Origin of the sequence: Pseudomonas sp. YuFO8 (genome assembly GCF_035065025.1) — a bacterium.
Taxonomy (GTDB): Bacteria; Pseudomonadota; Gammaproteobacteria; order Pseudomonadales; family Pseudomonadaceae; genus Aquipseudomonas; species Aquipseudomonas putida_AE.
The window spans coordinates 24,426-46,489 of sequence record NZ_JAXDEQ010000044.1; the positions used below are offsets into that span (position 1 = coordinate 24,426).

Annotated in this window: 21 protein-coding genes; 7 read left to right on the forward strand and 14 right to left on the reverse strand. The window is 62.8% G+C overall.

All coding sequences use genetic code 11. The features are described from left to right. The first annotated feature begins 5 nt into the window (after window positions 1-5). Window positions 6-191, forward strand: a complete 186-nt coding sequence (locus tag SOP95_RS26795; RefSeq protein WP_323608887.1) for a hypothetical protein — start codon at window positions 6-8, stop codon at window positions 189-191. Window positions 192-207: 16 nt separating this feature from the next. Here the strand turns inward: SOP95_RS26795 and SOP95_RS26800 are convergent, their stop codons facing one another. The 4 genes from SOP95_RS26800 to SOP95_RS26815 form a co-directional block, all read right to left on the reverse strand. Then, a complete protein-coding gene (locus tag SOP95_RS26800) occupies window positions 208-702 on the reverse strand; it encodes a PaaI family thioesterase (RefSeq protein ID WP_323608888.1) in 495 nt (164 codons plus the stop codon). Between the two features lie 404 nt (window positions 703-1,106). Then, window positions 1,107-2,285 carry a trans-sulfuration enzyme family protein gene (locus SOP95_RS26805; RefSeq protein WP_323608890.1) on the reverse strand — a complete coding sequence of 393 codons (1,179 nt, stop codon included), beginning with the start codon at window positions 2,283-2,285 and terminating at the stop codon, window positions 1,107-1,109. After that, window positions 2,282-3,658, reverse strand: a complete 1,377-nt coding sequence (locus SOP95_RS26810) for a pyridoxal-phosphate dependent enzyme (protein WP_274078050.1) — start codon at window positions 3,656-3,658, stop codon at window positions 2,282-2,284. The genes SOP95_RS26805 and SOP95_RS26810 overlap by 4 nt, the downstream gene beginning before the upstream one ends. 170 nt (window positions 3,659-3,828) lie before the next feature. Continuing rightward, complete coding sequence (locus tag SOP95_RS26815; RefSeq protein ID WP_323608891.1) at window positions 3,829-4,491, reverse strand: glutathione S-transferase family protein; 663 nt, start codon at window positions 4,489-4,491, stop codon at window positions 3,829-3,831. Between the two features lie 180 nt (window positions 4,492-4,671). Here SOP95_RS26815 and ppk2 point away from each other — a divergent pair, with 180 nt between their 5' ends. The 3 genes from ppk2 to SOP95_RS26830 all read left to right on the forward strand — a co-directional run bounded on the left by ppk2 (window position 4,672) and on the right by SOP95_RS26830 (window position 8,624). Further along, the gene (ppk2, locus tag SOP95_RS26820) at window positions 4,672-5,493 is read left to right on the forward strand and encodes a polyphosphate kinase 2 (RefSeq protein ID WP_274078052.1); all 822 of its coding nucleotides are present in this window, start codon (window positions 4,672-4,674) and stop codon (window positions 5,491-5,493) included. A 28-nt stretch (window positions 5,494-5,521) separates the two neighbouring features. Then, window positions 5,522-7,324, forward strand: a complete 1,803-nt coding sequence (locus SOP95_RS26825; protein ID WP_323608892.1) for a SulP family inorganic anion transporter — start codon at window positions 5,522-5,524, stop codon at window positions 7,322-7,324. Between the two features lie 199 nt (window positions 7,325-7,523). Continuing rightward, complete coding sequence (locus SOP95_RS26830; RefSeq protein WP_323608893.1) at window positions 7,524-8,624, forward strand: polyamine ABC transporter substrate-binding protein; 1,101 nt, start codon at window positions 7,524-7,526, stop codon at window positions 8,622-8,624. A 47-nt stretch (window positions 8,625-8,671) separates the two neighbouring features. Here SOP95_RS26830 and SOP95_RS26835 read toward each other — a convergent pair whose 3' ends face one another. The 8 genes from SOP95_RS26835 to SOP95_RS26870 form a co-directional block, all read right to left on the reverse strand. Then, a complete protein-coding gene (locus tag SOP95_RS26835; RefSeq protein ID WP_323608894.1) occupies window positions 8,672-11,125 on the reverse strand; it encodes a TonB-dependent siderophore receptor in 2,454 nt (817 codons plus the stop codon). Window positions 11,126-11,212: 87 nt separating this feature from the next. Continuing rightward, entirely contained in the window at window positions 11,213-12,193 is a 981-nt protein-coding gene (locus SOP95_RS26840; protein WP_323608895.1) for a FecR family protein, read from the reverse strand. Continuing rightward, window positions 12,190-12,696 (reverse strand): sigma-70 family RNA polymerase sigma factor, encoded by a 507-nt coding sequence (locus tag SOP95_RS26845; protein ID WP_274078057.1) that lies wholly within the window; start codon window positions 12,694-12,696, stop codon window positions 12,190-12,192. Before SOP95_RS26845 ends, SOP95_RS26840 begins: the two co-directional genes overlap by 4 nt. Window positions 12,697-12,816: 120 nt before the next feature. Then, entirely contained in the window at window positions 12,817-13,275 is a 459-nt protein-coding gene (locus SOP95_RS26850; RefSeq protein ID WP_323608896.1) for a MarR family winged helix-turn-helix transcriptional regulator, read from the reverse strand. Between the two features lie 118 nt (window positions 13,276-13,393). Then, window positions 13,394-13,846 (reverse strand): Ohr family peroxiredoxin, encoded by a 453-nt coding sequence (locus tag SOP95_RS26855; RefSeq protein WP_274078059.1) that lies wholly within the window; start codon window positions 13,844-13,846, stop codon window positions 13,394-13,396. A gap of 63 nt (window positions 13,847-13,909) precedes the next feature. Then, window positions 13,910-14,362 carry an Ohr family peroxiredoxin gene (locus SOP95_RS26860; RefSeq protein ID WP_323608897.1) on the reverse strand — a complete coding sequence of 151 codons (453 nt, stop codon included), beginning with the start codon at window positions 14,360-14,362 and terminating at the stop codon, window positions 13,910-13,912. Window positions 14,363-14,579: 217 nt separating this feature from the next. Beyond that, a complete protein-coding gene (locus tag SOP95_RS26865; protein WP_323608898.1) occupies window positions 14,580-15,035 on the reverse strand; it encodes a glycine zipper 2TM domain-containing protein in 456 nt (151 codons plus the stop codon). An 84-nt stretch (window positions 15,036-15,119) separates the two neighbouring features. Further along, window positions 15,120-16,016 (reverse strand): LysR family transcriptional regulator, encoded by an 897-nt coding sequence (locus tag SOP95_RS26870; RefSeq protein ID WP_323608900.1) that lies wholly within the window; start codon window positions 16,014-16,016, stop codon window positions 15,120-15,122. A 129-nt stretch (window positions 16,017-16,145) separates the two neighbouring features. Here SOP95_RS26870 and SOP95_RS26875 point away from each other — a divergent pair, with 129 nt between their 5' ends. Continuing rightward, a complete protein-coding gene (locus SOP95_RS26875; RefSeq protein WP_323608901.1) occupies window positions 16,146-16,868 on the forward strand; it encodes an SDR family oxidoreductase in 723 nt (240 codons plus the stop codon). A gap of 8 nt (window positions 16,869-16,876) precedes the next feature. On the opposite strand, the gene SOP95_RS26880 is transcribed toward SOP95_RS26875, so the two are convergent. Next, window positions 16,877-17,155 carry a Rho-binding antiterminator gene (locus SOP95_RS26880; RefSeq protein WP_274078064.1) on the reverse strand — a complete coding sequence of 93 codons (279 nt, stop codon included), beginning with the start codon at window positions 17,153-17,155 and terminating at the stop codon, window positions 16,877-16,879. 247 nt (window positions 17,156-17,402) lie between these two features. On the opposite strand from SOP95_RS26880, the gene SOP95_RS26885 reads away from it, so the two are divergent. Continuing rightward, on the forward strand, window positions 17,403-18,740 hold the full coding sequence (locus SOP95_RS26885; protein WP_323608902.1) for an MFS transporter: 1,338 nt from the start codon (window positions 17,403-17,405) through the stop codon (window positions 18,738-18,740). A gap of 25 nt (window positions 18,741-18,765) precedes the next feature. Continuing rightward, entirely contained in the window at window positions 18,766-20,028 is a 1,263-nt protein-coding gene (locus SOP95_RS26890) for a gallate dioxygenase (protein ID WP_323608903.1), read from the forward strand. 719 nt (window positions 20,029-20,747) lie between these two features. Here the strand turns inward: SOP95_RS26890 and SOP95_RS26895 are convergent. Next, window positions 20,748-21,962, reverse strand: a complete 1,215-nt coding sequence (locus SOP95_RS26895; RefSeq protein ID WP_323608905.1) for a LysR family transcriptional regulator — start codon at window positions 21,960-21,962, stop codon at window positions 20,748-20,750. Window positions 21,963-22,064: the final 102 nt, after the last annotated feature.

The window sequence follows — 22,064 nt, forward strand, 5'->3', positions numbered from 1 at the left end:
TTCATGTGAACGAACCGGACTTCCAGCAGCGAACCCGCGAGGCGCTGCAGGATTATCGCCTGTCGCTGCCCCATGACCAGGCCATCGGCACGTTTGCCGTGGCCTATGCCAAGCAGAATGCCAAGGACTATGCCGCGCTACTGGCCGCGTACAGGTCCGGGCGGATCACCGCGCTCATGGAAGAAGATTGACCCGCGACCGTTGCACCTAGCGCCCGTGGGCGTTGTCTGCCAGTTGCGCGGTATCGACCCGGACGAAAATGGAATCGCCCACCGCGGTCAGCACGTCCCCGGCGAAGACTTCACAGATGACTCGCGTCTTGCGCCCGACTTCACCTTCCACCCGCGCCCGCAGGGTGAGCGGGATGCCCATGGGCGTCGGCTTGATGAACTTGATGCCGAGGTTGCCGGTGACGCAATTTATCCGCGGCAGGCTCGCGACTTCACGGTTTTCCGCGCGGTAGTGATAGGCCATGACCGCCCAGTTTGAATGGCAATCGACCAACATGGCGATCAGCCCGCCATAGACCAGGTCCGGCCAGCCGCAGTATTTGGCATCGGGCACGTGCTCGGCCATGACATGCACGCCGTCTTCATGCCAATAGCTCTTGACGTGCAGCCCGTGGGGATTGCTGCTGCCGCAGCCGTAGCACACGCCATCGGGCGCGGCGGTGTCTTGCAGGGAGGTATCGAGTTGGGACATGTCGTGTTATCCGAAAAATGAGCCAGACCTGATGGACGTTAACGCTCAATCATAATCGGTGAGGCCTGCGGGGGAAATGTTTTGAGGCACAACGCGCCTCTTTAGGAGCCGGCTTGCTGGCGATCGATGGTGGCCGTTATGCCGCCATCGCTGGCAAGCCAGCTCCTACAGGGTTTGTGGGGTAGTTGAATTTGTGGTGTGACACAGATCTGTAGGAGCCGGCTAGCTGACGATCGATGGTGGCCGTTATGCCGCCATCGCTGGCAAGCCAGCTCCTACAGGGATTTACGGGTGTGTGTTGAATTTGTGGTGTGACACAGATCTGTAGGAGCCGGCTTGCTGGCGATCGATGGTGGCCGTTATGCCAGCCATCGCTGCGATGCGGTGATCCGAGAAGGCAACTCCTAAATCCGTGCCAACGCCTGCGCCAGGTCTGCGCGCAGGTCTTCGACATCCTCCACCCCAACAGACAACCGCACCAGCGCATCGCCGATGCCCAGTTGCGCGCGGGTTTCCACGGGGATGGTGGCGTGGGTCATGATCGCCGGGTGCTCGATCAGGCTTTCCACCCCGCCCAGGCTTTCGGCCAGGGCGAAAATCTGCACGTTTTCCAGGAAGCGCCGGGAGCCGGCCAGGTCGGTGTTCAGGTCGACGGAGATCATCCCGCCGAAGCCGCGCATCTGCTGGCGCGCCAGTTCGTGCTGCGGGTGCGATGGCAGGCCCGGGTAGTAGACGTGGGCGACTTGCGGCTGGCGTTCCAGCCATTGCGCCAGTTCCAGTGCGTTGCTGCAGTGGCGTTCCATGCGTAGCGCCAGGGTCTTGACCCCGCGCAGGGTGAGGAAGGCGTCGAACGGCCCGGCGATGGCGCCCACCGCGTTCTGCAGGAAACCCAGGCGTTCGGCCAGCTCGGCGTTCTGCCCGACCACGGCGATGCCGCCGATCACGTCGGAGTGGCCGTTGAGGTACTTGGTGGTGGAGTGCAGCACGATGTCGAAGCCCAGTTCCAGTGGACGTTGGATCCACGGGCTGGCAAAGGTGTTGTCGGCCACGCAGATGATGCCCCGGTCGCGGCAGGTGCGGGCGATGGCGGCTAGGTCGGTGAGGCGCAGCAGCGGATTGCTCGGGGTCTCGACCATGACCATGCGCGTGTCGTCCTGCAGGGATGCTTCGAACGCCGCCAGGTCGGTCAGGTCGACAAAGCTGAAGCGGTGCCCGGCGCTGCGCTGGCGCACCTTGTCGAACAGGCGGAAGGTGCCGCCGTACAGGTCGTTGCCGGAGACGACGTGCGAGCCGGCGTCGAGCAGCTCCAGTACGGTGGAAATGGTCGCCAGGCCCGAGGCGAAGGCAAAGCCCCGGGTGCCGCCTTCGAGGTCGGCCACGCAGCGTTCCAGCGCCCAGCGCGTCGGGTTGTGCGAGCGCCCGTAGTCGAGGCCCTTGTGCACCCCGGGGCTCTGTTGCAGGTAGGTGGAGTTGGCGTAGATCGGCGGCATCAGCGCGCCGGTCGAAGGGTCCGGCGTCTGCCCGGCATGGATCACGCGGGTGGCGAAGCCCCGTGGCGGGGCATGTTCATCGTGCTGACTCATGGCAGGGATCTCCGCAAATGATTGAGCATGTCGGTTCGGGTAATCAGGCCGTGGAAACCCGAGGCATCCTGGATGATCGCCACCAGCCCACGACCCAGTTCCGCCTCCAGTTCCGCCAGTGAGGCGCCGGGGGAAAGGGTTTGCAATTTGTCGGTCATGGCGCTGGAGACGGTCTTGCGAAAGTGCTTAACGTCTTCATGCACGCCCAGCAGGATGTCGGACTCGTCGATCACCCCGACCAGTTGTTTGCCGTTGACCAGCACCGGCAGTTGCGACACATCCGCCAGGCGCATGCGCTGGAACGCGGTGAGCAGGGTGTCGTCGGGGCCAACGCTGATCACCCGGCCATCCTCGAAGCGCCGCGCGACCAGGTCGCGCAGGTCGCCGTAGGACTTGCGTTGCAGCAGGCCCTGATCGTTCATCCACTGGTCGTTGTACACCTTCGACAAGTAGCGCGTACCGGTGTCGCAGACAAAGCTGACCACCCGTTTCGGTTGGGTCTGCTCGCGGCAGTAGCGCAATGCCGCCGCCAGCAGGGTGCCGGTCGACGAACCGCCGAGAATGCCCTCGGCCTTCAGCAATTGGCGGGCATGATCGAAGCTTTCCTCGTCGCTGATCGAATAGGCGTGGCGCACGCTGGACAGGTCGCAAATCGACGGAATGAAGTCTTCGCCGATACCTTCCACCGCCCAGGAACCGGGGGTGGGGAGGGTGCCACTGCGGCTGTATTCGGCCATCACCGAACCGACCGGGTCGGCCAGGACCATTTCCAGATCCGGCTGCACGCGTTTGAAGAAGCGGGTCAGGCCGGTGAGGGTGCCCGCCGAACCGACACCGACGACGATCGCGTCCAGATCATGCTGGGTCTGCGCCCAGATCTCCGGCGCGGTGCTGCATTCGTGGGCCAGGGGGTTGGCCGGGTTGTTGAACTGGTCGGCGAAGAACGCATCGGGAATTTCCGCCGCCAGCCGCGCGGCGACGTCCTGGTAGTACTCCGCATGGCCCTTGCCGACATCGGAACGGGTGATGTGCACCTCGGCGCCCATGGCCTTGAGGTGCAAGACCTTCTCGGTGGACATCTTGTCCGGTACCACCAGCACCACCCGGTATCCCTTGGCGCGGCCGACCAGGGCGAGGCCGAGGCCGGTGTTGCCGGCCGTGGCTTCGACGATGGTGCCACCGGGTCGCAGGCGGCCATCGCGTTCGGCGGCATCGATCATCGCCAGGCCGATGCGGTCCTTGATCGAACCGCCGGGGTTCTGTGATTCGAGCTTGAGAAACAGCGTGCAGGGTCCGGTATCGAAACGGCTGACGCGTACCAGTGGCGTGTTACCGATCAGTTCGAGTACGGCAGGGCGGGAGTCGTTGGGCATGTCTTCACCTCGTTGCGCTAGCACCATGGATGGACAAAAAGACGGCGGCGAATCATCGCGCCAGTCGTGAAATTGTTGTGTCTGGACCATAGGCCGGGAACGCCACACTCGCAACCGTCCGGGAGAAAGTACCCCCGACATTGGGGAAGTTTTTTCAACGGGCACGCCCGCTAGCGAAACCTTTGGGGTATGGCCTCGGCAAACGGATAGAAGGCAAACCAGGGCTTGGCTTCGTCGATGACGCGCTGGAAGGATGGCCGTTGCGTCAGCCTGTCGAAATACCCGCTCAAGTGCGGGTGGCCGTCGGGGAAGGGTACCAGCGTGCTGGCATAGAACAGGGCCGGCGCGGCGGCACAGTCGGCCAGGCTGAAGTCCGGGCTGGCCACCCAGGTTCGCGAGGCCAGCTGGCGCTCGAGCATGCCGTACGCCGTGGCGAGCATGGCCCGTTCCCCGGTCAGGTCGCCGTTCGTCCCGTGCAGGCGGTCGGCGACTATCCGTTGCAACGGCCCCTGCACGTACTGGTCGAAAAAACGGTCCCACAGGCGCACTTGCAGCGCGGTATCGCAGTCGCCGGGCAGCAGGCAGTGTTGGGCCGAATAAGCCCGGTCCAGGTATTCGATGATCACACTCGACTCCGCCAACCCGTTCGGATGCGCGTCATCGCGGATGACCGGGAATTTGCACAGGGGCCATAACGCCGAGAGTTCCGCCCGGTCTTCCTCGCTGGAAAGATCGATGATTCGCCTCTCAAAGTCGATCCCATGCTCGTAAAGCGCGACCAGTACCTTGTGGCAGAACGACGAAAGCGGGTGGTAATAGAGTGTCAGGGGCATTCTTCAACTCCTCGTTCCAGCGACGGGATGCCAGGTGGCGAGGCGTCCCACGGATGATTGCAGTGGCTCGGAGATTAAGTCGCAGGCGCGGTCTTCGCTACCTTGAACCATGAACTAGACTCATGCCGTTGGTCGGGCAAGTCAAAGGTCAATTACTCAAGCAAGAGTGGGGGCTGGGTCATGGCAAAGGACAAGAAGGGCGCGCCCAAGGGGCGTTCCGCGCAAGACGAGAAGCTGAAGAACAAGGATTACCTTGAGCAGTTGCGCCTGTTGCACGTCGAAATGGTCAAGTTGCAGGAATGGGTGAAAGCCGAGGGCATCAAGATCTGCGTCGTGTTCGAGGGGCGCGACGGCGCCGGCAAGGGGGGCACGATCAAGGCCCTTACCGAGCGCGTGAGTCCGCGGGTGTTCCGGGTGGTGGCATTGCCTGCGCCCACCGATCGAGAGAAGAGCCAGATGTACGTGCAGCGCTACTTGCCGCACTTGCCCGCAGCGGGCGAAGTGGTGATCTTCGATCGCAGTTGGTACAACCGCGCGGGCGTCGAGCGGGTGATGGGCTTCTGCACCCAGGAGCAGGTGGACCTCTTCCTCAAATCGGTGTCCCACGTGGAGCGCGCGATTGTCGATTCGGGGGTCATCCTGCTCAAGTACTGGCTGGAAGTCAGCCCCGAGGAACAGACCCGTCGACTCGAAGCGCGCATCAAGGATGGTCGCAAGATCTGGAAGCTGACCCCCATGGACCTCAAGTCCTACAGCCGCTGGTTCGACTACTCGCGAGCGCGCGACGCCATGTTCGAGGCGAGCGACAGCGAGCATGCCCCCTGGCTCGTGGCCAACTCCAACGACAAGCGCCGGGCACGCCTGAACATCATCAGCGATCTGCTCAGCCGCATCCCCTATAAAGAAGTGGCGCGGGACAAGGTGGTATTGCCCAAGCGGCAGAAGCCGGGGGGCTATCGCGAGCCGGATTATCCGCTGAAGCGGATCGCCGAGAAGTACTGATGGTTACGCACCCGGGGGCCATTGTCCCATGAGCCAGCCAGACGCTTCCCCGCCCGCGGCGGAACCGGGCCGTATCGTGCGCCGTGACACCAGCGAAGACCAGGCTGGCTGGGGCCGCTGGTTCCCCGGACTGCGCACGCTGCGCGGCTACCACGTGGCGTGGTTGCGCCACGACCTGATGGCCGGGCTGGTACTGACCACGATGCTGGTGCCGGTGGGCATTGCCTATGCGGTCGCATCGGGGGTGCCGGGCATCTATGGCCTGTACGCCACCATCGTGCCACTGATCGCCTATGCGCTGTTCGGTCCCAGCCGGATCCTGGTGCTGGGGCCGGATTCCTCGCTGGCGGCCGTCATTCTCGCGGTGGTCCTGCCCCTGTCGGGCGGTGATCCCCAACGCGCAGTCGCCCTGGCGGGAATGATGGCCATCGTCTCGGGGGCCGTGTGCATCCTCGCCGGCATCGCGCGCCTGGGTTTCATCACCGAGTTGCTGTCCAAGCCGATTCGCTACGGCTACATGAACGGGATTGCGCTGACGGTGTTGATCAGCCAGTTACCGAAGTTCTTCGGTTTTTCCATTGATGCCGAGGGGCCGCTGCGAAACCTGTGGGCCATCGCGAGCGCGCTGAGCGAGGGCAAAACCAACTGGACCGCGTTCATGGTCGGTGCCGGCACCCTGGTGGTGATCCTGCTGCTCAAGGGCCACAAGCGCGTACCCGGGATCCTGATCGCGGTGGCCGGTGCGACGATCGCGGTGGATGTGCTGGACCTGGCGGCGCGGGCGGGGGTCAAGGTCCTCGGCCCGCTACCCCAGGGCCTGCCGTCGTTCGCCATTCCCTGGATCACCAGCGCCGATATCGTGCCGGTCCTGATCGGCGGTGGTGCCGTGGCCCTGGTGTCCTTCGCCGACACCAGCGTGCTCTCGCGGGTGTACGCGGCGCGCACCCGCACCTATGTCGACCCGAACCAGGAAATGGTCGGGTTGGGTATCGCCAACCTGGCCGCCGGACTGTTCCAGGGGTTTGCGATCAGCAGCAGTTCCTCCCGTACGCCCGTGGCCGAAGCCGCTGGCGCCAAGACCCAGTTGACCGGCGTCGTCGGCGCGGTAGCGGTTGCCTTGCTGCTGGTGGTGGCACCGAACCTGTTGCAGGACCTGCCAAACAGTGCCCTGGCTGCCGTGGTGATCGCCTCCGCCATCGGCCTGATCGAGATCACCGACCTGCGGCGCATTTATCGCATGCAGCGCTGGGAGTTCTGGCTGTCGATCGTCTGCACGGTGGGCGTGGCCGTGCTGGGGGCGATCGAGGGCATCGGCCTGGCCATCCTGATTGCGGTCATCGAATTCCTCTGGGATGGCTGGCGCCCATACTCTGCGGTACTGGGGCGCGCGCGAGGGGTCAGGGGCTTCCACGACATCAAGCGCTACCCGGACGCGCGGCTGATTCCCGGCCTGGTCATCTTTCGCTGGGATGCCTCGCTGTTTTTCGCCAACGCCGAACTGTTTCACGAGCGGGTACTGGACGCCGTGGCCGCATCGCCAACCCCCGTGCGCTGGCTGGTGCTGGCGGCGGAACCGGTCACCAGCGTCGACGTGACCAGCGCCGACATGTTGGCCGAGCTGGATGACACCTTGAAAGCGGCGGGCATCGAGTTGCGCCTGGCCGAGATGAAGGACCCGGTCAAGGACAAGCTCAAGCGCTTCGGGTTGTTCGAGCGGTTTGGCGAGTCGGCGTTTTATCCGACCTTGAACGCTGCCGTCAGCGCCTACCTCGCGAGCCATGCGGTGGAGTGGCCATACCCCGAGGAGGAGGCGCTGCCCGGACACCGATAATGGCCATTTCGATCTCCTTTTGGCCAACCCCGCGCTATGAACCGGCCGGGCGGTGGGCAAGAATCGGAACCGGAGGCGGGTGCGCACCCGCCTCCCCATCGATAAATACGAACCTGATCTTCCTTGCCCTTGGCGGTTTTGCCGGGCACTGCCGCGTACAGCACATAAAAACCATCGAGCTGACTTGGGGAATTGATCCATGGACACAATCAAACGCCTATTGGGTGCCACCGTTTGCGGGCTGACACTGCTGGCCAGTGCCGTACAAGCCGAGCAGCGCGAATTGCGGGTGTACAACTGGGCGGACTACATCCTGCCGTCCGTGCCCAAGGACTTCGCCGACAAGACCGGCATCAAGGTCACCTGGGACACCTTCGACACCAACGAATCCCTGGAGGCCAAGCTGCTGACCGGCAACTCCGGCTATGACCTGGTGGTGCCGTCGAACCAGTTCATCGAAACCCAGATCAAGGCCGGTGTGTTCCAGAAACTGGACAAGTCCAAGCTGCCCAACTGGAAGCACCAGGACCCGGCCCTGCTCAAGTTGCTGGACAAGAACGACCCCGGCAACCAGTACGGCGTGCCTTACATGTACGGCACTGTGTTGATCGGCTTCAACCCGGCCAAGGTCAAGGCCGCGCTGGGCGAGAATGCACCGGTGGACAGCTGGGACCTGGTGTTCAAGCCCGAGAACATGGAGAAGCTCAAGGCCTGTGGTGTCGCCATGCTCGACTCGCCTTCCGAGATACTGCCGTTGGCCCTGCATTACCTGGGGCTGGACCCGAACAGCCAGAACCCCGATGACTACGAAAAAGCCAAGGCGCTGATGCTGAAGATTCGCCCTTATGTCACCTACTTCAACTCCGCCAAGTACATGACCGATATCGCCAACGGTGATATCTGCGTGGCCATCGGCTACTCCGGCAGCTTCTACCAGTTCGGCAATCGCGCCAAGGAAGCGGGCAATGGGGTGGTGGTCGATTGGCGTTTGCCGAAGGAGGGCGCGCCGATCTGGTTCGACACCTTTGCCATTCCGAAAAGCGCGAAGAATGTCGAGGAAGCCCACGAATTCCTCAACACCTTGCTCGACCCGACAGTCATCGCACCGATCAGCGACTTCCTCGGTTACCCGAATGCCAACACGGACTCGTTGCCTCTGATCAACAAGGAAATCACCGGCAACCCGAACCTGACGCCGACACCTGAGGCGCTGAAAACCCTGTACGTCGTGCAGCCGTTGCCGCAGAAGCTGGAAAGGGTGCGGACCCGGGTCTGGACCTCCATCAAGTCGGATAAATAACCCTCGAACCCATCGGATCCTCCCTGTGTTGAGCCTGGTGTTCAGTGTCAGAACTCCGGGGTGTACTTCACGCTGAACATCAGGTTACGCGGTTCGCCGAAATTGTTGTTGCCGCTCAGCTGGTTGTACGCCGCGGTGTAGTAGTGCTTGTCGAACAGATTGTTGGCGTTCAGCGCCAGGCCGATCTCCGGCGTCAGCTGGTAGCCGGCGCGTGCGCTCCAGACGGTGTAACCCGGCACGTCGTAGGTGTGTTCATAGCCCAGGGTATGGCTTTGGGTGGTGAAGCCCAGGCCCGTGCTGACACGGTTCCAGTCGCCGCTGAACTGGTAATCGCTCCACACCCGCAGCATGTGCTTGGGTGTCCAGGTGCTGAAGACCTTGCCTTCGTTTTCCGGGTCGTCGAGGAACTTGGTGGTGTTGTAGGTATAACCGGCAAACAGCTGCAGGCCGGTGAGCACTTCGCCGCTGATTTCCGCGTCGAGCCCCTGGCTGCGCACTTTGCCCGCGGCAATCGAGCAGTACCAGCCGTCGCAGGCGAAGCCCGAGGCCAGGTCGTTGAGCGCTCGGTTCTCCTGGTCGTAACGGAACAGCGCCAGGGAGGTGTTGACCCGGCCGTCCATCAGCTCGCCCTTGAGGCCGACTTCGTAGTTGCTGCCGATCACCGGCTTGAGCATCTTGCCGCTGGCGTCGCGCAGTGCCTGGGGTTCGAACACGTCGGTGTAGCTGGCGTACACCGCCCATTCGCGGTTCAGGTCATAGATGATGCCGGCGTAGGGCGTGACTTCCCCGGTTTCGTTGGCGGTGCTTTCCGGGTCGGCGTTGACCACGTCGCTGAATGCGAGCTGGCTCCATGACTTGTAGCTGTAGTCGTACCAGCTGACCCGCGAGCCGAGCACCAGGGTCAGGGGTTCGATCGGCTTGACCCGCCAGCTGCCGTACAGGCCTTTTTGCCGAATGTCGTATTTGCTCGGCGTTGCCCGGCCGCCGGGGGTATTGAGTATCCCGTCGTAGCTGATTTCCGGGCGGTCGTGGTCGATGCCGAAGATGGTGTCGGTGCTGTTATTGAAGGTACGGGCGAACTTGTCGTCGGACGTGTACTTGGAGTAGTTACCGCCGATCATGACTTCGTGCTGCATGGCCAAGGCGTCGAAGTGGCCGATGAGGTTCATGTCCAGGCCGAGCTTGGTAGCGTCGAAATCGGTCACGAAGTCGGCGTACTGCACGCCGCTGCCGTCGGCTTCCAGGCCATCGCCGCTGCTTTGCAGCCGCTGGTTTTTCGACTTGTTGTTTTCCGTCATGCGCACGGCGCCGACCTTGAAGGCCCAGTCGTCGTTGAAGTGGTGTTCAAGATCGGTGTAGACGGTGGTGACATCGATGTCCGAATGGTTCCAGCGCGCGCCGGTGTAAGTGGAGCGCGACACATCGAGGGGGCTGCCGTCGGAATAGCGCGGCAGGCCGCGGATCATCGGGCGCGACTCGGCATCGGAGTAGCTGACTGCCAGGCCCAGGGTGGTGTCCTCGCGCAGGTCGAAGTCCAGCGAACCGTACAGCGAGTGGGTCTTGCTCCATTCGTAGTCGATGAACGAGTCACTCTGGTCTTCGTCGGCGACGAAACGCCCACGAATGGTGCCGGCCTGGTTCAAGGGCCCGCCGGCGTCCAGTTGCAGGCCGTAGTGATCCCAGGAACCGGCCTTTCCGGTAACCGTTACGGTAGGGGCGTATTGGCCGCGCTTGCGCACCAGGTTGATCGCGCCGCCGGGGCTGCCGGTGCCCTGCAGCAGGCCGGAGGCGCCGCGCAGCACTTCCATGCGATCGAAAAAGATCAGGTCCTGGGTGGCCCAGTTACCCAGCGCGTAGGTGTTGCGCGGGATCGGCACGCCGTCATATTGCCAGTCATCGATCTGGAAACCGCGGGAGGTCAGGATCATGCCCTTGCCCACGCCCTGGACGCCGACCAGGCCGGTGGTCTTGTTGGCGGCGTCCTTGAGGTCGGTGAGGTCCTGGTCGTCCATCTGTTTGCGGGTCATGACGGTGACCGACTGCGGGATTTCCTTGAGGGTGTGGGTGCCCTTGCCGATGGTCACCGCCCGGGCGGCGTAGGAGCCCGAGCCTTCGGTGGTGGCGTCGTTGCTGTTTTCGATGATATTGGTCGCGCCCAATTGCAGCGTAGCGCTGTCGGTGGCGGCTGGCTCGACGCTGAAGTTGCCCTGGGCGGTCACCCGCAATTGCAGGCCGCTGCCTGTCAACGCCCGCTGCATCGCTTCTTCAGCGGACATCTGGCCCTTCACCGCCGGTGCTTGCTTGCCCTGCACGAGCGCCGGCTCCAGCGAGATGATTTGTCCGCTCTGGCTGGCAATGGCATTGAGGGTACTGGCGAGCGGGCCGGCGGGCAGATTGAATGGCAGGGTTTGCGTCTGCGCCTGCACCTGTGACAGGCCAGGGCCTGCCAGGGTGGCCAGGGCAACGGCGACGGAAAGCGAGTGGGACCACGGGTTGAACACAGCATTCTCCTGAAGGTGTGAGTGTCAGGAGATAGGTGGGACGAGAAATGAAAACCGGACACGAATAAGAGTGATTTGCAAAAAAAATTATTCTTTGGCCGGTTTTGCGCGAATCAACGTCAGCCACGGACTGTAGTGATCGACCCGGATCGGCAGGGTTTCCGCCAGCGCCGCGAAGGTGCGCGCAGGGTCGTTGAGCGGGAACACGCCCTGGACCCGCAAGTTACGCACTTCAGGGGCCAGGCGAACAAAACCGCGACTGTAGGGGCGCAGCGCATCCACGACGTTTTCCAGGGGCTCGTCCAGCACATTGAGGCGCCCGCCGAGCCAGTCGGCGCGATAACGCTGATCGCCAGAAACCGGTTCGATGTGCCGCGCGTAGAGCAGGGCGGATTCTCCCTCCTGCAGGTCACGTCGGGTGCCATTGAGGAGCGTGGCTTGGACGGAGTGCTCCAGCACCACCACACGACTGGCGTCCTGCTCCTGGGCGACCAGGAAACGCGTACCCAACGCGCGCACCTCACCCTGGGCGGTGCGCACGCGCAACGGACGGTGCGGATCGGGCGCGACTTGAATCACCAGTTCGCCGTGGCGCAGGATGACCAGCCTTTGCTGGCCGTCGAATTGCAGGTCCACCGCGCTGTCGGCGTTGAGGCTCAGGCGGCTGCCGTCGGCCAGGTTGAAATCCTCGCGATGCCCCCGTCCAGTGGACAGGTCGGCGAACAGGCTGTCGCCCAGCGGGCTGCGCGCACCCAGCCACAAACCGCCACCGAGCAGGCCTAAACCTGCGATTACCCGCAGCGCATCACGCCGCGATGCCTGCGGTTGCAAGAGCACCTGGCGGGCATGCTCGGTGTGCCCCGGCAAGCGTCGATCCAGGGCGCGCAGGGTGTTGAAGGAACCGCCCAGGCGCTCCTGCAATCTGGCCCAGGCCTGGGCGTGCGCCGGGTCCTTGGCCAGCCAGGCATCGAAACGTGCCTGCAAGGCGGGCGTGGGGGTACCGGCGCGCAGGCGCACCATCCAGTCGATGGCCTGCTCGCTGACAGGGTCCAGGCGCTCTGTTTTCATGTCGCCATCTCGCTCAGGTAGCACTGGCGCAATGCCTGCTTCATATAGCGGCTGACCGTGCGCTCCGACAGGCCCAGCTTTTGGGCGATTGCCACATAGCTCATGCCGTCCAGCTGGCTGTAGAGGAAGGTGGCCTTGACCACCGTCGGCAGGCCATCCAGCGCCCGGTCGATGGCGACCAGGGCTTCGATCAGCTGCAGCTGTTCTTCGGGGGACGGGGCGAGCATCTCGGGCAGGGTGGACAGGCGTTCGAGATACGCCAACTCCAGCTTGCGCCGGCGATGCCGATCGAAAATGAGCCGTCGGGCGATGGTCGAGAGGTAGGCGCGGGGTTGTTCGATGCTGTCGGGATCGACCCGGGCCATCAGCATCTGGCAAAACGTATCGGCGGCAGTGTCCTCGGCGTCCGCATGATTGCGCAGCCGTCGCTGGATATGCTGCAGCAGCCAACGGTGATGATCGCTGAAAAAGTAGCTCAGCTTGCTGGTCGAAGGAGGTTGCACCGGTGGATTTTCCAGATGTTAGTGTGAATCGTTCTCAATACTACCTTTGAGCGACGAGCCACCGCAATCGGGACTTTCCGGGCAACCGCTGTGGGGGGACCGGTTTTACAGCTTCAGAGATTATTTATCGGCATTGGTCGTGCGGATCAGATTGTTGCGCAACGCCACGATCGCCTGCTGCATCTGTGCGAAATCGTCGGGATCGAGGCCCGTTTGCGGAAAGCCGTCTTCGGTCAGTTCGGTGCGTAGTTGGCGACCGGTCTCGGTCAGGCTGATGCGCACCTGGCGTTCATCTTCCGGGTCGCGCTGGCGCAGCAGGTAACCCATCGCCTCGAGCTTTTTCAGGATCGGGGTAAGGGTGTTGGATTCCAGGAACAGCTTTTCCCCGAGGCTGCCGACGGTCTGGTTGTCCTGTTCCCACAGCACCACCAGGGTGATGTATTGGGTGTAGGTCAGGCCGAGCCGTTCGAGCATCGGCTTGTAGGCCTTGCCGAACGCGAGGTTGGTGGAATAGACCGCAAAACACAGGAAGTCGGAGAGCTTGAGATCCAGGGCGGACGTCTTGTCGGTGCTTTTCATGGGGGGTCTCTTTGGGCAGGCTGCAGACTGAGACTGTACATCGTATGCGATGGTGTCGGAAGAGCACTAACCCTGCGGCCGCCTGGCCGGTCCCCCCGGGAACCGGCCGTGCCATGGGTTACGCGGTCTGGACGTTGATGGCGACGTCAATGTTGCCACGGGTGGCCTTGGAGTAGGGGCAGATCGCATCGGCATTGTGGGCCAGCTCGGTCGCGACTTCCTGTGACAGGCCCGGCACCCGCAGGGTCAGGCGGGCCTGGAGGAAGTAGGCGGCGCCGGTCTGGCCCAGGTCAACTTCGATGTCCACGGCCGTATCGGCCGGCAGGGTCACCTTCGCCTGTTGGGCGGCCAGGCCCACCGCTGCGATGTAGCAGGCCGACCAAGCCCCGGCGAACAGCTGCTCGGCTTTCGGGTGCGGTTGCACACCGGTCAGCACGTGCGCTGGAGTGGCGCTGCCGGGGGACGACAGTTCGATGTCGAGGTTGCCGTTATGGCCGCGCGAGGTGGTGCCGGCGCTGCTCAGGGTGGTGTGGGTCTTGCCGCTGGCCAGGACTTTTTCGATCTTGCTCATGATGATTTCCTCAGGTTTACCGATATGTTGTTCGCATACGCTTTGATCGCATGCGACATGAAATTAGACCGTAATAACGCTCAGGGCAACGTCGATATTGCCGCGTGTCGCCTTGGAGTAGGGGCAGATGGAATCGGCGATGTGCGCCAGTTCCGTCGCGACGTCCTGTGCCAGCCCCGGCACGCGCAGGGTCAGTCGGGCCTGAAGGAAATAGGCCGGACCAGTCTGGCCCAGGTCCACTTCGATGTCGACGGCCAGGTCCGCCGGCAGCGCGATGTTGCGCTCTGCAGCCACCAGGCCGACGGCGGCGGTGTAGCAGGCCGACCAGGCCCCGGCGAACAGTTGCTCGGCTCTCGGGTGCGGCTGGGTGGCGGCGAAAACATGGGCGGGCTGGGCAGCGCCTGGGGTAGACAGTTCGATGTCGAGGTTGCCGTTATGACCGCGCAAGGTGTTGCCGGCGTTGCTCAGGCTGGTGTGTGTCTTGCCGGTGGCCAGGACTTTTTCGATCTTGCTCATGGGGTGAATCCTCAAGGGGGCGGTCAGGTTCGATTAGTATCGTATACGTTTAGATCGCATCCGATGTAATCGATAGTCCTCCAGAAGCTGATTAGCGTCAAGGGGTATTTTCATCTCTGGACGACGAACGGTCTGATTCAATTCGCGTTCAATAAAAAGCCCCGGGCTGTTGAGGCCCGGGGCTTTTAACTATCGGTGCTCGACGGCGGGGTGATGATCAGCCCTGCGGCACTACCCGGGCTTCATTGCCGGTGCCTTCGATATAGACACTCTGGCCTTTGCTCAGAGCGGCATTGATCGGCTGGGTCACCGACACCAGCACGCCGCTTTTGGTGCGCACGATAATCTGCTGGGCTTGCTGCGGTTGATCATACTTTTTCTTCTCGGCGTAGTTGCCGCCCGCCGCACCGGCGAGGGCGCCGGCGACCATGGCTACATCGCGCCCGGTGCCCGAACCGATCAGGCTGCCGATACCCACGCCCGCGAGTCCGCCAAGAATGGCGCCGACGCCGCTGTCATGGTTGGTCTGCATCTGCGTCATGGTGATCTGCTCGATTTTCCCCGAGCGGATTTCCATCTCGCCGGCGCCACCACTTCCAGCATCGACGGCGGCGCAGGCGCAAAGCACAAGACTTACGAGGGTAATCGTCAGCCAGGAAGCGGTGTTTTTCATGTCGAACTCCATCACCAGGGGAAGCGGATCATGCAAACGCGTCAGCGCAGGTTAGACGAAGGAGACTAGCACAGGGCCCCGGCTTTACTGGCCGCCCAACCGCTGCACTTCCTGCTGCACAAAATCGGCGAACAGTCTGATCCGGATCGGGGTCAGCGTCCCAAAGGCGTGCAGCGAATGAATCGCCAGCGATGGCAGGGGGTGGTCGGCCAGCACTTGTACCAAGGCGCCTGAATCCAGGTCTTGTTGCACCGTGCATTTCATCAGGTAGGCCACGCCCATGCCGCCGAGCGCGGCGCCGCGCAGGCCAAACCCCGAGTCCAGGCCAATGCGACCGCGGGGGACCAGGGTTTCACCGTCGGCAAAGACGATCGGCAGGGTTCGGCCATTGAATTGATAGCGCACGAAGGGCATGGCACGCAGTGCCTCGATGGAGGTCGGGGTGCCCCATTCGCCGAGGAACACCGGGGAGGCGACCAGGGCCATGTCGAGCTGGGCCAGGGTACGGCTTTTCAAGTCGCTGTCGAGGAGGCTGCCGACGCGAAAAATCACGTCGTAGGCTTCGCGAATCACGTCCACATGGTGATCGAGCAAGGTCAGGTCCAGCTCCACATCCGGGTGGTCGCAGAGAAACACCGAGTGGATCCTCGGCAGCAACAGGCGTCCCAGGTCGCTGGGCATGCTCACCCGCAGGTGACCGCGGGCGCCGCCGGTGTGACGCAGCGCATCGGCGCTGTCGTCGATGGCGCGCAGCAGCGGCGCGACCCGCTCGAAAAATGCCTGGCCCTCGGGGGTCAGGCCGAGCATGCGCGTGGAGCGGCGAAACAGCTTGGCGTTGAGTTCGGTTTCCAGCCGGGCAATGCTTTTGGAGATGGCCGAGGGCGTGGTGGCGGCATTGCGCGCGGCGGCGCTGAACGAGCCGGCTTCTACCGCGCGGACGAAGGCGATCAGGCTGGCCGACTGGTTCAACAGGTTGGACATCTTGTGACTCCGCAGCACAACAGATGTGCCTGGTGCTGGACTGGTTGGCGGGGATGCGCGCGACATAATACTGCGCTCCTTCAACAAGTGGAGTCAGCAGATGCAACGTCTACAAGGTAAAAGGTCGCGGTGATCACCGGCGGCAACAGCGGCATTGGTCTGGCCGCGGCGTGTCTGTTCGCCAAAGAGGGGGCGCAGGTGATCATCACGGGGCGCCGCCAGGAGATACTCGATGAGGCGATACGCCAGATCGGCCATGGCGCCATCGGCATCAAGGGCGATGTCGCCAGCCTCGAACACCATGGCGAGGTGGCCGAACAGGTGCGGGCGCGCTTCGGTGCGCTGGATGTCTACGTGGCCAATGCCGGGGTCATCACCCTGACGCCATCGCAGCAGGTCACGCCGCAAGAATACGACGCGCAGTTCAACATCAACACCCGTGGCGTGTTCTTCGGGGTGCAGGCGATCACGCCGTTGCTGCGCGACGGTGGCAGCATCATTCTGACCAGCTCCCTGGCGGCGAGCAAAGTGCTCGACGGGCATGCGGTGTATGCCGGTTCCAAAGCGGCCATCGCGGCATTCGCGCGCAACTGGGCGCTGGAGCTGCGCGCGCGGCGCATCCGCGTCAACGTGTTGAGCCCAGGCCCGGTGGATACGGCGATCATTGGCAAACTGGGCGTCACCGAAGAACATCGCCCGGGGTTTGTGCAAATGATGGCGGACATGATTCCGGCAGGTCGCCTGGGCGAGGCCCATGAGCTGGCACAAGCGGCGCTGTACCTGGCGTCCAGCGACAGTGCATTCGTCAACGGCATCGAATTGCACGTGGACGGCGGCATGTCGCTGGTCTGACACAGGCCTCAGAATGTGCAGGAGGCATCGGAAAATACCACCCGGCCAAACTGTGCATTCGCATCCAGTGGCGTAATGGCCAGCAGGTGGTCCAGGCGAACCTCCTGCTGTCCATCAGCCGTTTCAAGGCGCAGAAACTCTTCCTTGTCGCTGGAGGTTCGCGTGGTCAACGCCGTGGCGACCAGGCGTGAGCCATCGTGCAACTCGATGTCCAGTCGATAACCGCGCAGGCAGGCGATCTCCAGATAGTCATGCAGATCGCAGTTCATGGGCCGGTAGGTGTTCATGTCGTTACTCCTGACAACCTTGCAGTTTGAGGATGAAGTACCCCTGTTTGTCGATTCACGCTCATTGTAGACATCACCTCGAAAATCACCCGATAAGAAAAACCGATACCCGCTTAAGGATTTCCCAGAGGCGGGGCAGGCCCGTGCGCCTTTAGAGTCACCCAGGGTTTGGCTGGCGGATGGCTGATGGGCCTGTCGCCGCTGCCACGCCAGTCGGAATTTCTATAAAAACAAGAAGGTGATAAGCATGAGTCACGACACGGTCGATATCAAAGCGTGGATCGACAACCGACCGGTTGCCGGGTACCAGTGGCTGATCATGAGCCTGTGTTTCTTCATTGTGCTGTTCGATGGTTTTGATGTCGCGGTGATGGGTTTCATCGCGCCTTCGCTGATCCAGGACTGGGGTCTTTCCAAGGCGGCCTTTGGCCCGGTGATGAGCGCCGGCATGGTCGGCCTGGCCATTGGCGCCTTGACAGCCGGCCCTTATGCCGACCGCCTGGGACGCAAGAAAGTGCTGTTGATTGCCGTGACGGGTTTCAGCGTGCTGAGCCTGGCCTGTGCCTTTGCGCGCAACCCCTACGAATTGGCAATCCTGCGGTTGCTGACCGGGGTCGCGCTGGGCGCCGCAATGCCCAATACCACCACGCTGCTTTCCGAATACCTGCCGGAGCGTAATCGCTCGCTGTTCATCACCCTCATGTTCACCGGTTTCAACATGGGTTCGGGGCTGGGCGGTTTTCTCGCGGCCTGGTTGATCCCGCACCACGGTTGGCAATCGGTATTGCTCGCTGGCGGCATCCTGCCGCTGGTGCTGCTGCCGTTCCTCTGGCTGCTGTTGCCCGAGTCGCCGCGTTTCCTCGCGGCACGGAATGCCCCGGCCAGTCAGATCGCCAAGGTGTTGAACAAGTTGGGCGGGCGTTTTTCGGCGGCCACGACATTCACCATCAGCGAGCCCCAGGTCCAGCATAAGGCGCCGGTGCGCATGTTGTTCAGCGAGGGTTACCGCTTCGGCACGCTGGCACTGTGGATGACCTACTTCATGGGGCTGCTGGTGATCTACCTGACCATGGGCTGGATGCCGACGCTGTTGCGCGAAGGTGGCCTGTCCATCGAACGCGCAGCGACCATCACCGGCCTGTTCCAGATCGGCGGCACGGTCGGCGCGATCCTGGTCGGTTGGGCCATGGACCGACGTAATCCCAACGCCGTCATTGCGACCTCCTATGCATTGGGCGGCGCGTTCATCTTGCTGCTGGGGGCTTTCAGCCTGGAGTCGAGCCTTTTGGCATTCGGCGTCGTCGCGGCAGGCTTCTGCATGAGCGGTGCGCAGACCGGTCTCAACGCCTTTGCGCCCGGTTACTACCCAACGGATTTCCGCGCCACGGGGGTGAGCTGGATGCTGGGCATCGGTCGTTTCGGCGCTATCTTCGGCTCTCTCATCGGTGGTGCGGTGCTCAGCCTCGGGTTGGGCCTGCCGCTGCTGTTCACCCTGTTGAGCGTGCCGGCCTTCATCGCCGCGCTGGCGATCCTGGCCAATGGTCATGCACGGCGTCGTGTCAGCCAGGCTGTTCTGGCGCAATAATTATCTTCGAACACAGGAACTCGTCATGGCACGCATCATCGGTGGTCTCGCCGTATCCCACACTCCTACCATCGGCTTCGCAGTCGATCACGACAAACAGCATGAGGCGGCCTGGGCGCCGATCTTCGAAGGCTTCGAACCGATCAAGGTATGGTTGAAGGAGCAACGGCCGGACGTGTTGTTCTACATCTTCAACGACCACGTGACGTCGTTTTTCTTCGACCATTACGGCGCGTTCTCCCTGGGCGTCGATGAGCGTTACGAGGTTGCTGACGAAGGTGGCAACCCACGTTCGTTGCCGGCGGTTGGCGGGCATGCGGCGCTGTCGCGGCACATTGGCCAGAGCCTGATGGCCGATGAATTCGACATGAGTTTCTTCCGCGACAAACCGCTGGATCATGGCTTCTTTTCGCCGATGTCGGCGCTATTGCCCTGCGAGCCTGAATGGCCGGTGGAAATCGTGCCGCTGCAGGTGGGCGTATTGCAATTCCCGATCCCCACCGCGTTTCGTTGCTACAAGCTGGGGCAGGCGCTGCGCCGGGCGATCGAAAGCTATCCCGAAGACTTGAAGGTGGCGATTGTCGCCACCGGCGGCGTGTCCCACCAGGTGCATGGCGAGCGTTGTGGTTTCAACAATCCGCAGTGGGACGAGCAGTTCATCGATCTGCTGGTCAACGACCCGGTGCGCCTGACCGAAATGACCCACGCCGAGTACGCCACCCTGGGCGGCATGGAAGGCTCGGAGGTGATCACCTGGCTGATCATGCGCGGCGCCTTGTCGGCCACGGTGAAGAACCTGCATCAGGACTACTACCTGCCGTCGATGACCGGCATCGCCACCCTGTTGCTGGAAAACCAGGACCGGCCGGTGCCCGCCGAGGTCAACGCGCGTCACTTGCAGCACATGCAGCACCAGTTGGCCGGCATCGAAAAGCTCGAGGGCACCTATCCGTTCACCCTGGAGCGCAGCGCCAAGGGCTATCGGCTGAACAAGTTCCTGCACCGCATGATCGAGCCGCAATGGCGCCAGCGTTTTCTCGACACGCCCGAGGCGCTGTTCGAGGAAGGCGGCTTGAGCGAAGAGGAACGCGAGCTGCTGCGCCGCCGTGACTGGCGCGGGTTGATCCAGTACGGGGCGATCTTCTTCGTGCTCGAAAAGCTCGCCGCGGTGCTCGGCATTCCCAACCTGCAGGTGTACGCCGCCATGCGCGGCCAGAGTCTGGACGAGTTCATGAAAACCCGCAATCAGCAGGTGCTGTACTCGGTGGCGGGCAAGGCCCCGCGCTGATCTGTAGGAGCGAGCTTGCTCGCGATGGCTGTGAGTCAGGCGACATCTCTATCAACGGGTCGGCCGTCTTCGCGAGCAAGCCCGCTCCCACATTTTGATCGGTGTCATGCACAAGATCTGTGTGCACTGGAGATCCCTTGTAGGAGCAAGCTTGCTCGCGAAAGCGGTGGGTCAGGCGACATCTCTATCAACGGGTCGGCCGTTATCGCGAGCAGGCTCACTCCCACATTTTGATCGGTGTCATGCACATGATCTGTGTGCACTGGAGATCCCTTGTAGGAGCAAGCTTGCTCGCGAAAGCGGTGGGTCAGGTGACATCTCTGTCAACGGGTCGGCCGTCTTCGCGAGCAGGCCCGCTCCCACATTTCGATCGGTGTCATGCACAAGATCTGTGTGCACTGGAGATCCCTTGTAGGAGCAAGCTTGCTCGCGAAAGCGGTGGGTCAGGCGACATCTCTGTCAACGGGTCGGCCGTTATCGCGAGCAGGCTCACTCCCACATTTTGATCGGTGTCATGCACAAGATCTGTGTTCGCTGCAGATCCCCTGTGGGACCGGGCTTGCTCGCGAAAGCGGTGGGTCAGGCGACATTTCTGTCAACGGGTCGGCCGTCTTCGCGAGCAAGCCCGCTCCCACATTTTGATCGGTGTCATGCACAAGATCTGTGTTCGCTGCAGATCCCCTGTGGGAGCGAGCCTGCTCGCGAAAGCGGTGTATGGTTCACACGGAAATCGCCGCCTGTTCGCGAATCACCCGGCGAATCATCTTCATCAGGGCTTGAGCCACTGGCGTGTGCAGGCATCCATGGCGATACGTCAGGCCGATCGCCCGGGTGGTCTGTTTCAATTCCACTGGCAGGATGCACAGCTCGCCGGAGGCGATTTCCTGTTCCAGTTGATGCGCGGACACCGCCGCGAGCATGTCCGAGCGCAGCAATAGGCCGCGGATGATCGCCATGTCGGCGCTTTCCACCACCGGCCGGGGCGGCGCGATGCCGAAACGGGCGAAACACTCGTCGAGCATCTGCCGGGCCGGCGATCCGGCGCGGGGCAGCACCCATCGGGCGCTGCCCAGCTCGTGGTGCAGGACGGTTTTCGCATAGAGCGGATGATCACGCCGGGCCAGCACCACCATGTCTTCGGTGAGCAACGCCTCGCCGGTCAGGTCGCTGGCGTAAGCCTCTGAACGCAAGGCGCCGAAAATGAAATCGACATCGCCGGCGCGCAACTCCGTCGCCAGCAGATCGAACGGGCTTTCATTGGTGATCACCTGGATAGCCGGGTGCTCGGCCACCAGGCGCACGATGGCCTCGGGCAGGATGCGCGTGCGGCCAAGGGGCAGGGCGCCGACCTGCACCACCCCTTGCAGGGTGCCGCGAAGGGCGGTGATGTCGGTCTCGATGTGGCGCAACTCGTTCAGTGCCCGGCGGATCGGGAAGAGGATTTCGTGGCTCGCGGGAGTGGGCTGCAAGCCCCGTGGCGTACGTTCGAAGAGCGGCTGGCCGCAGCCACTTTCCATGACCTTGATGGTCGAACTGATCGCCGGCTGACTCAGGCCGAGCAGGCTGGCGACCGTCTGCATATGGCGCGTTTCACAGAGTTTGATGAACACCTGCAGGCGTCGGGCCTGGAACAGGTAAAGCGGCTCGACCGCGCGTTTTTCCCCACCACCCAACAGCCGCGGCACGCTTTCCAGCTCGGCGAGTACGCGTCGTGCACGGGGCAGAAGGCGTTCGCCATCATCGGTCAAACGCATACCGTTGGCGTGGCGTTCGAACAGCGGCACGGCGAGGCGGGTTTCCAGCTCGGCAATCGATCGGGTCACCACCGATTGCGCTCGATACAGCGCCACAGAGGCCTTGGAAACGCTGCCGTGGTCGGCCACCCGGACGAAGGCGCGTACGTGCATGAGGCTGGGCAGTTCAGTGGATTCCATGGGGCTTTTGCTCGGAAGTTCGCTCTCTGCAGCGGACTATGCCGCCGCCCTGTACCAGTGGCAATAAATAAAACGCATACCTGCAACAGCGCAACGCATTAC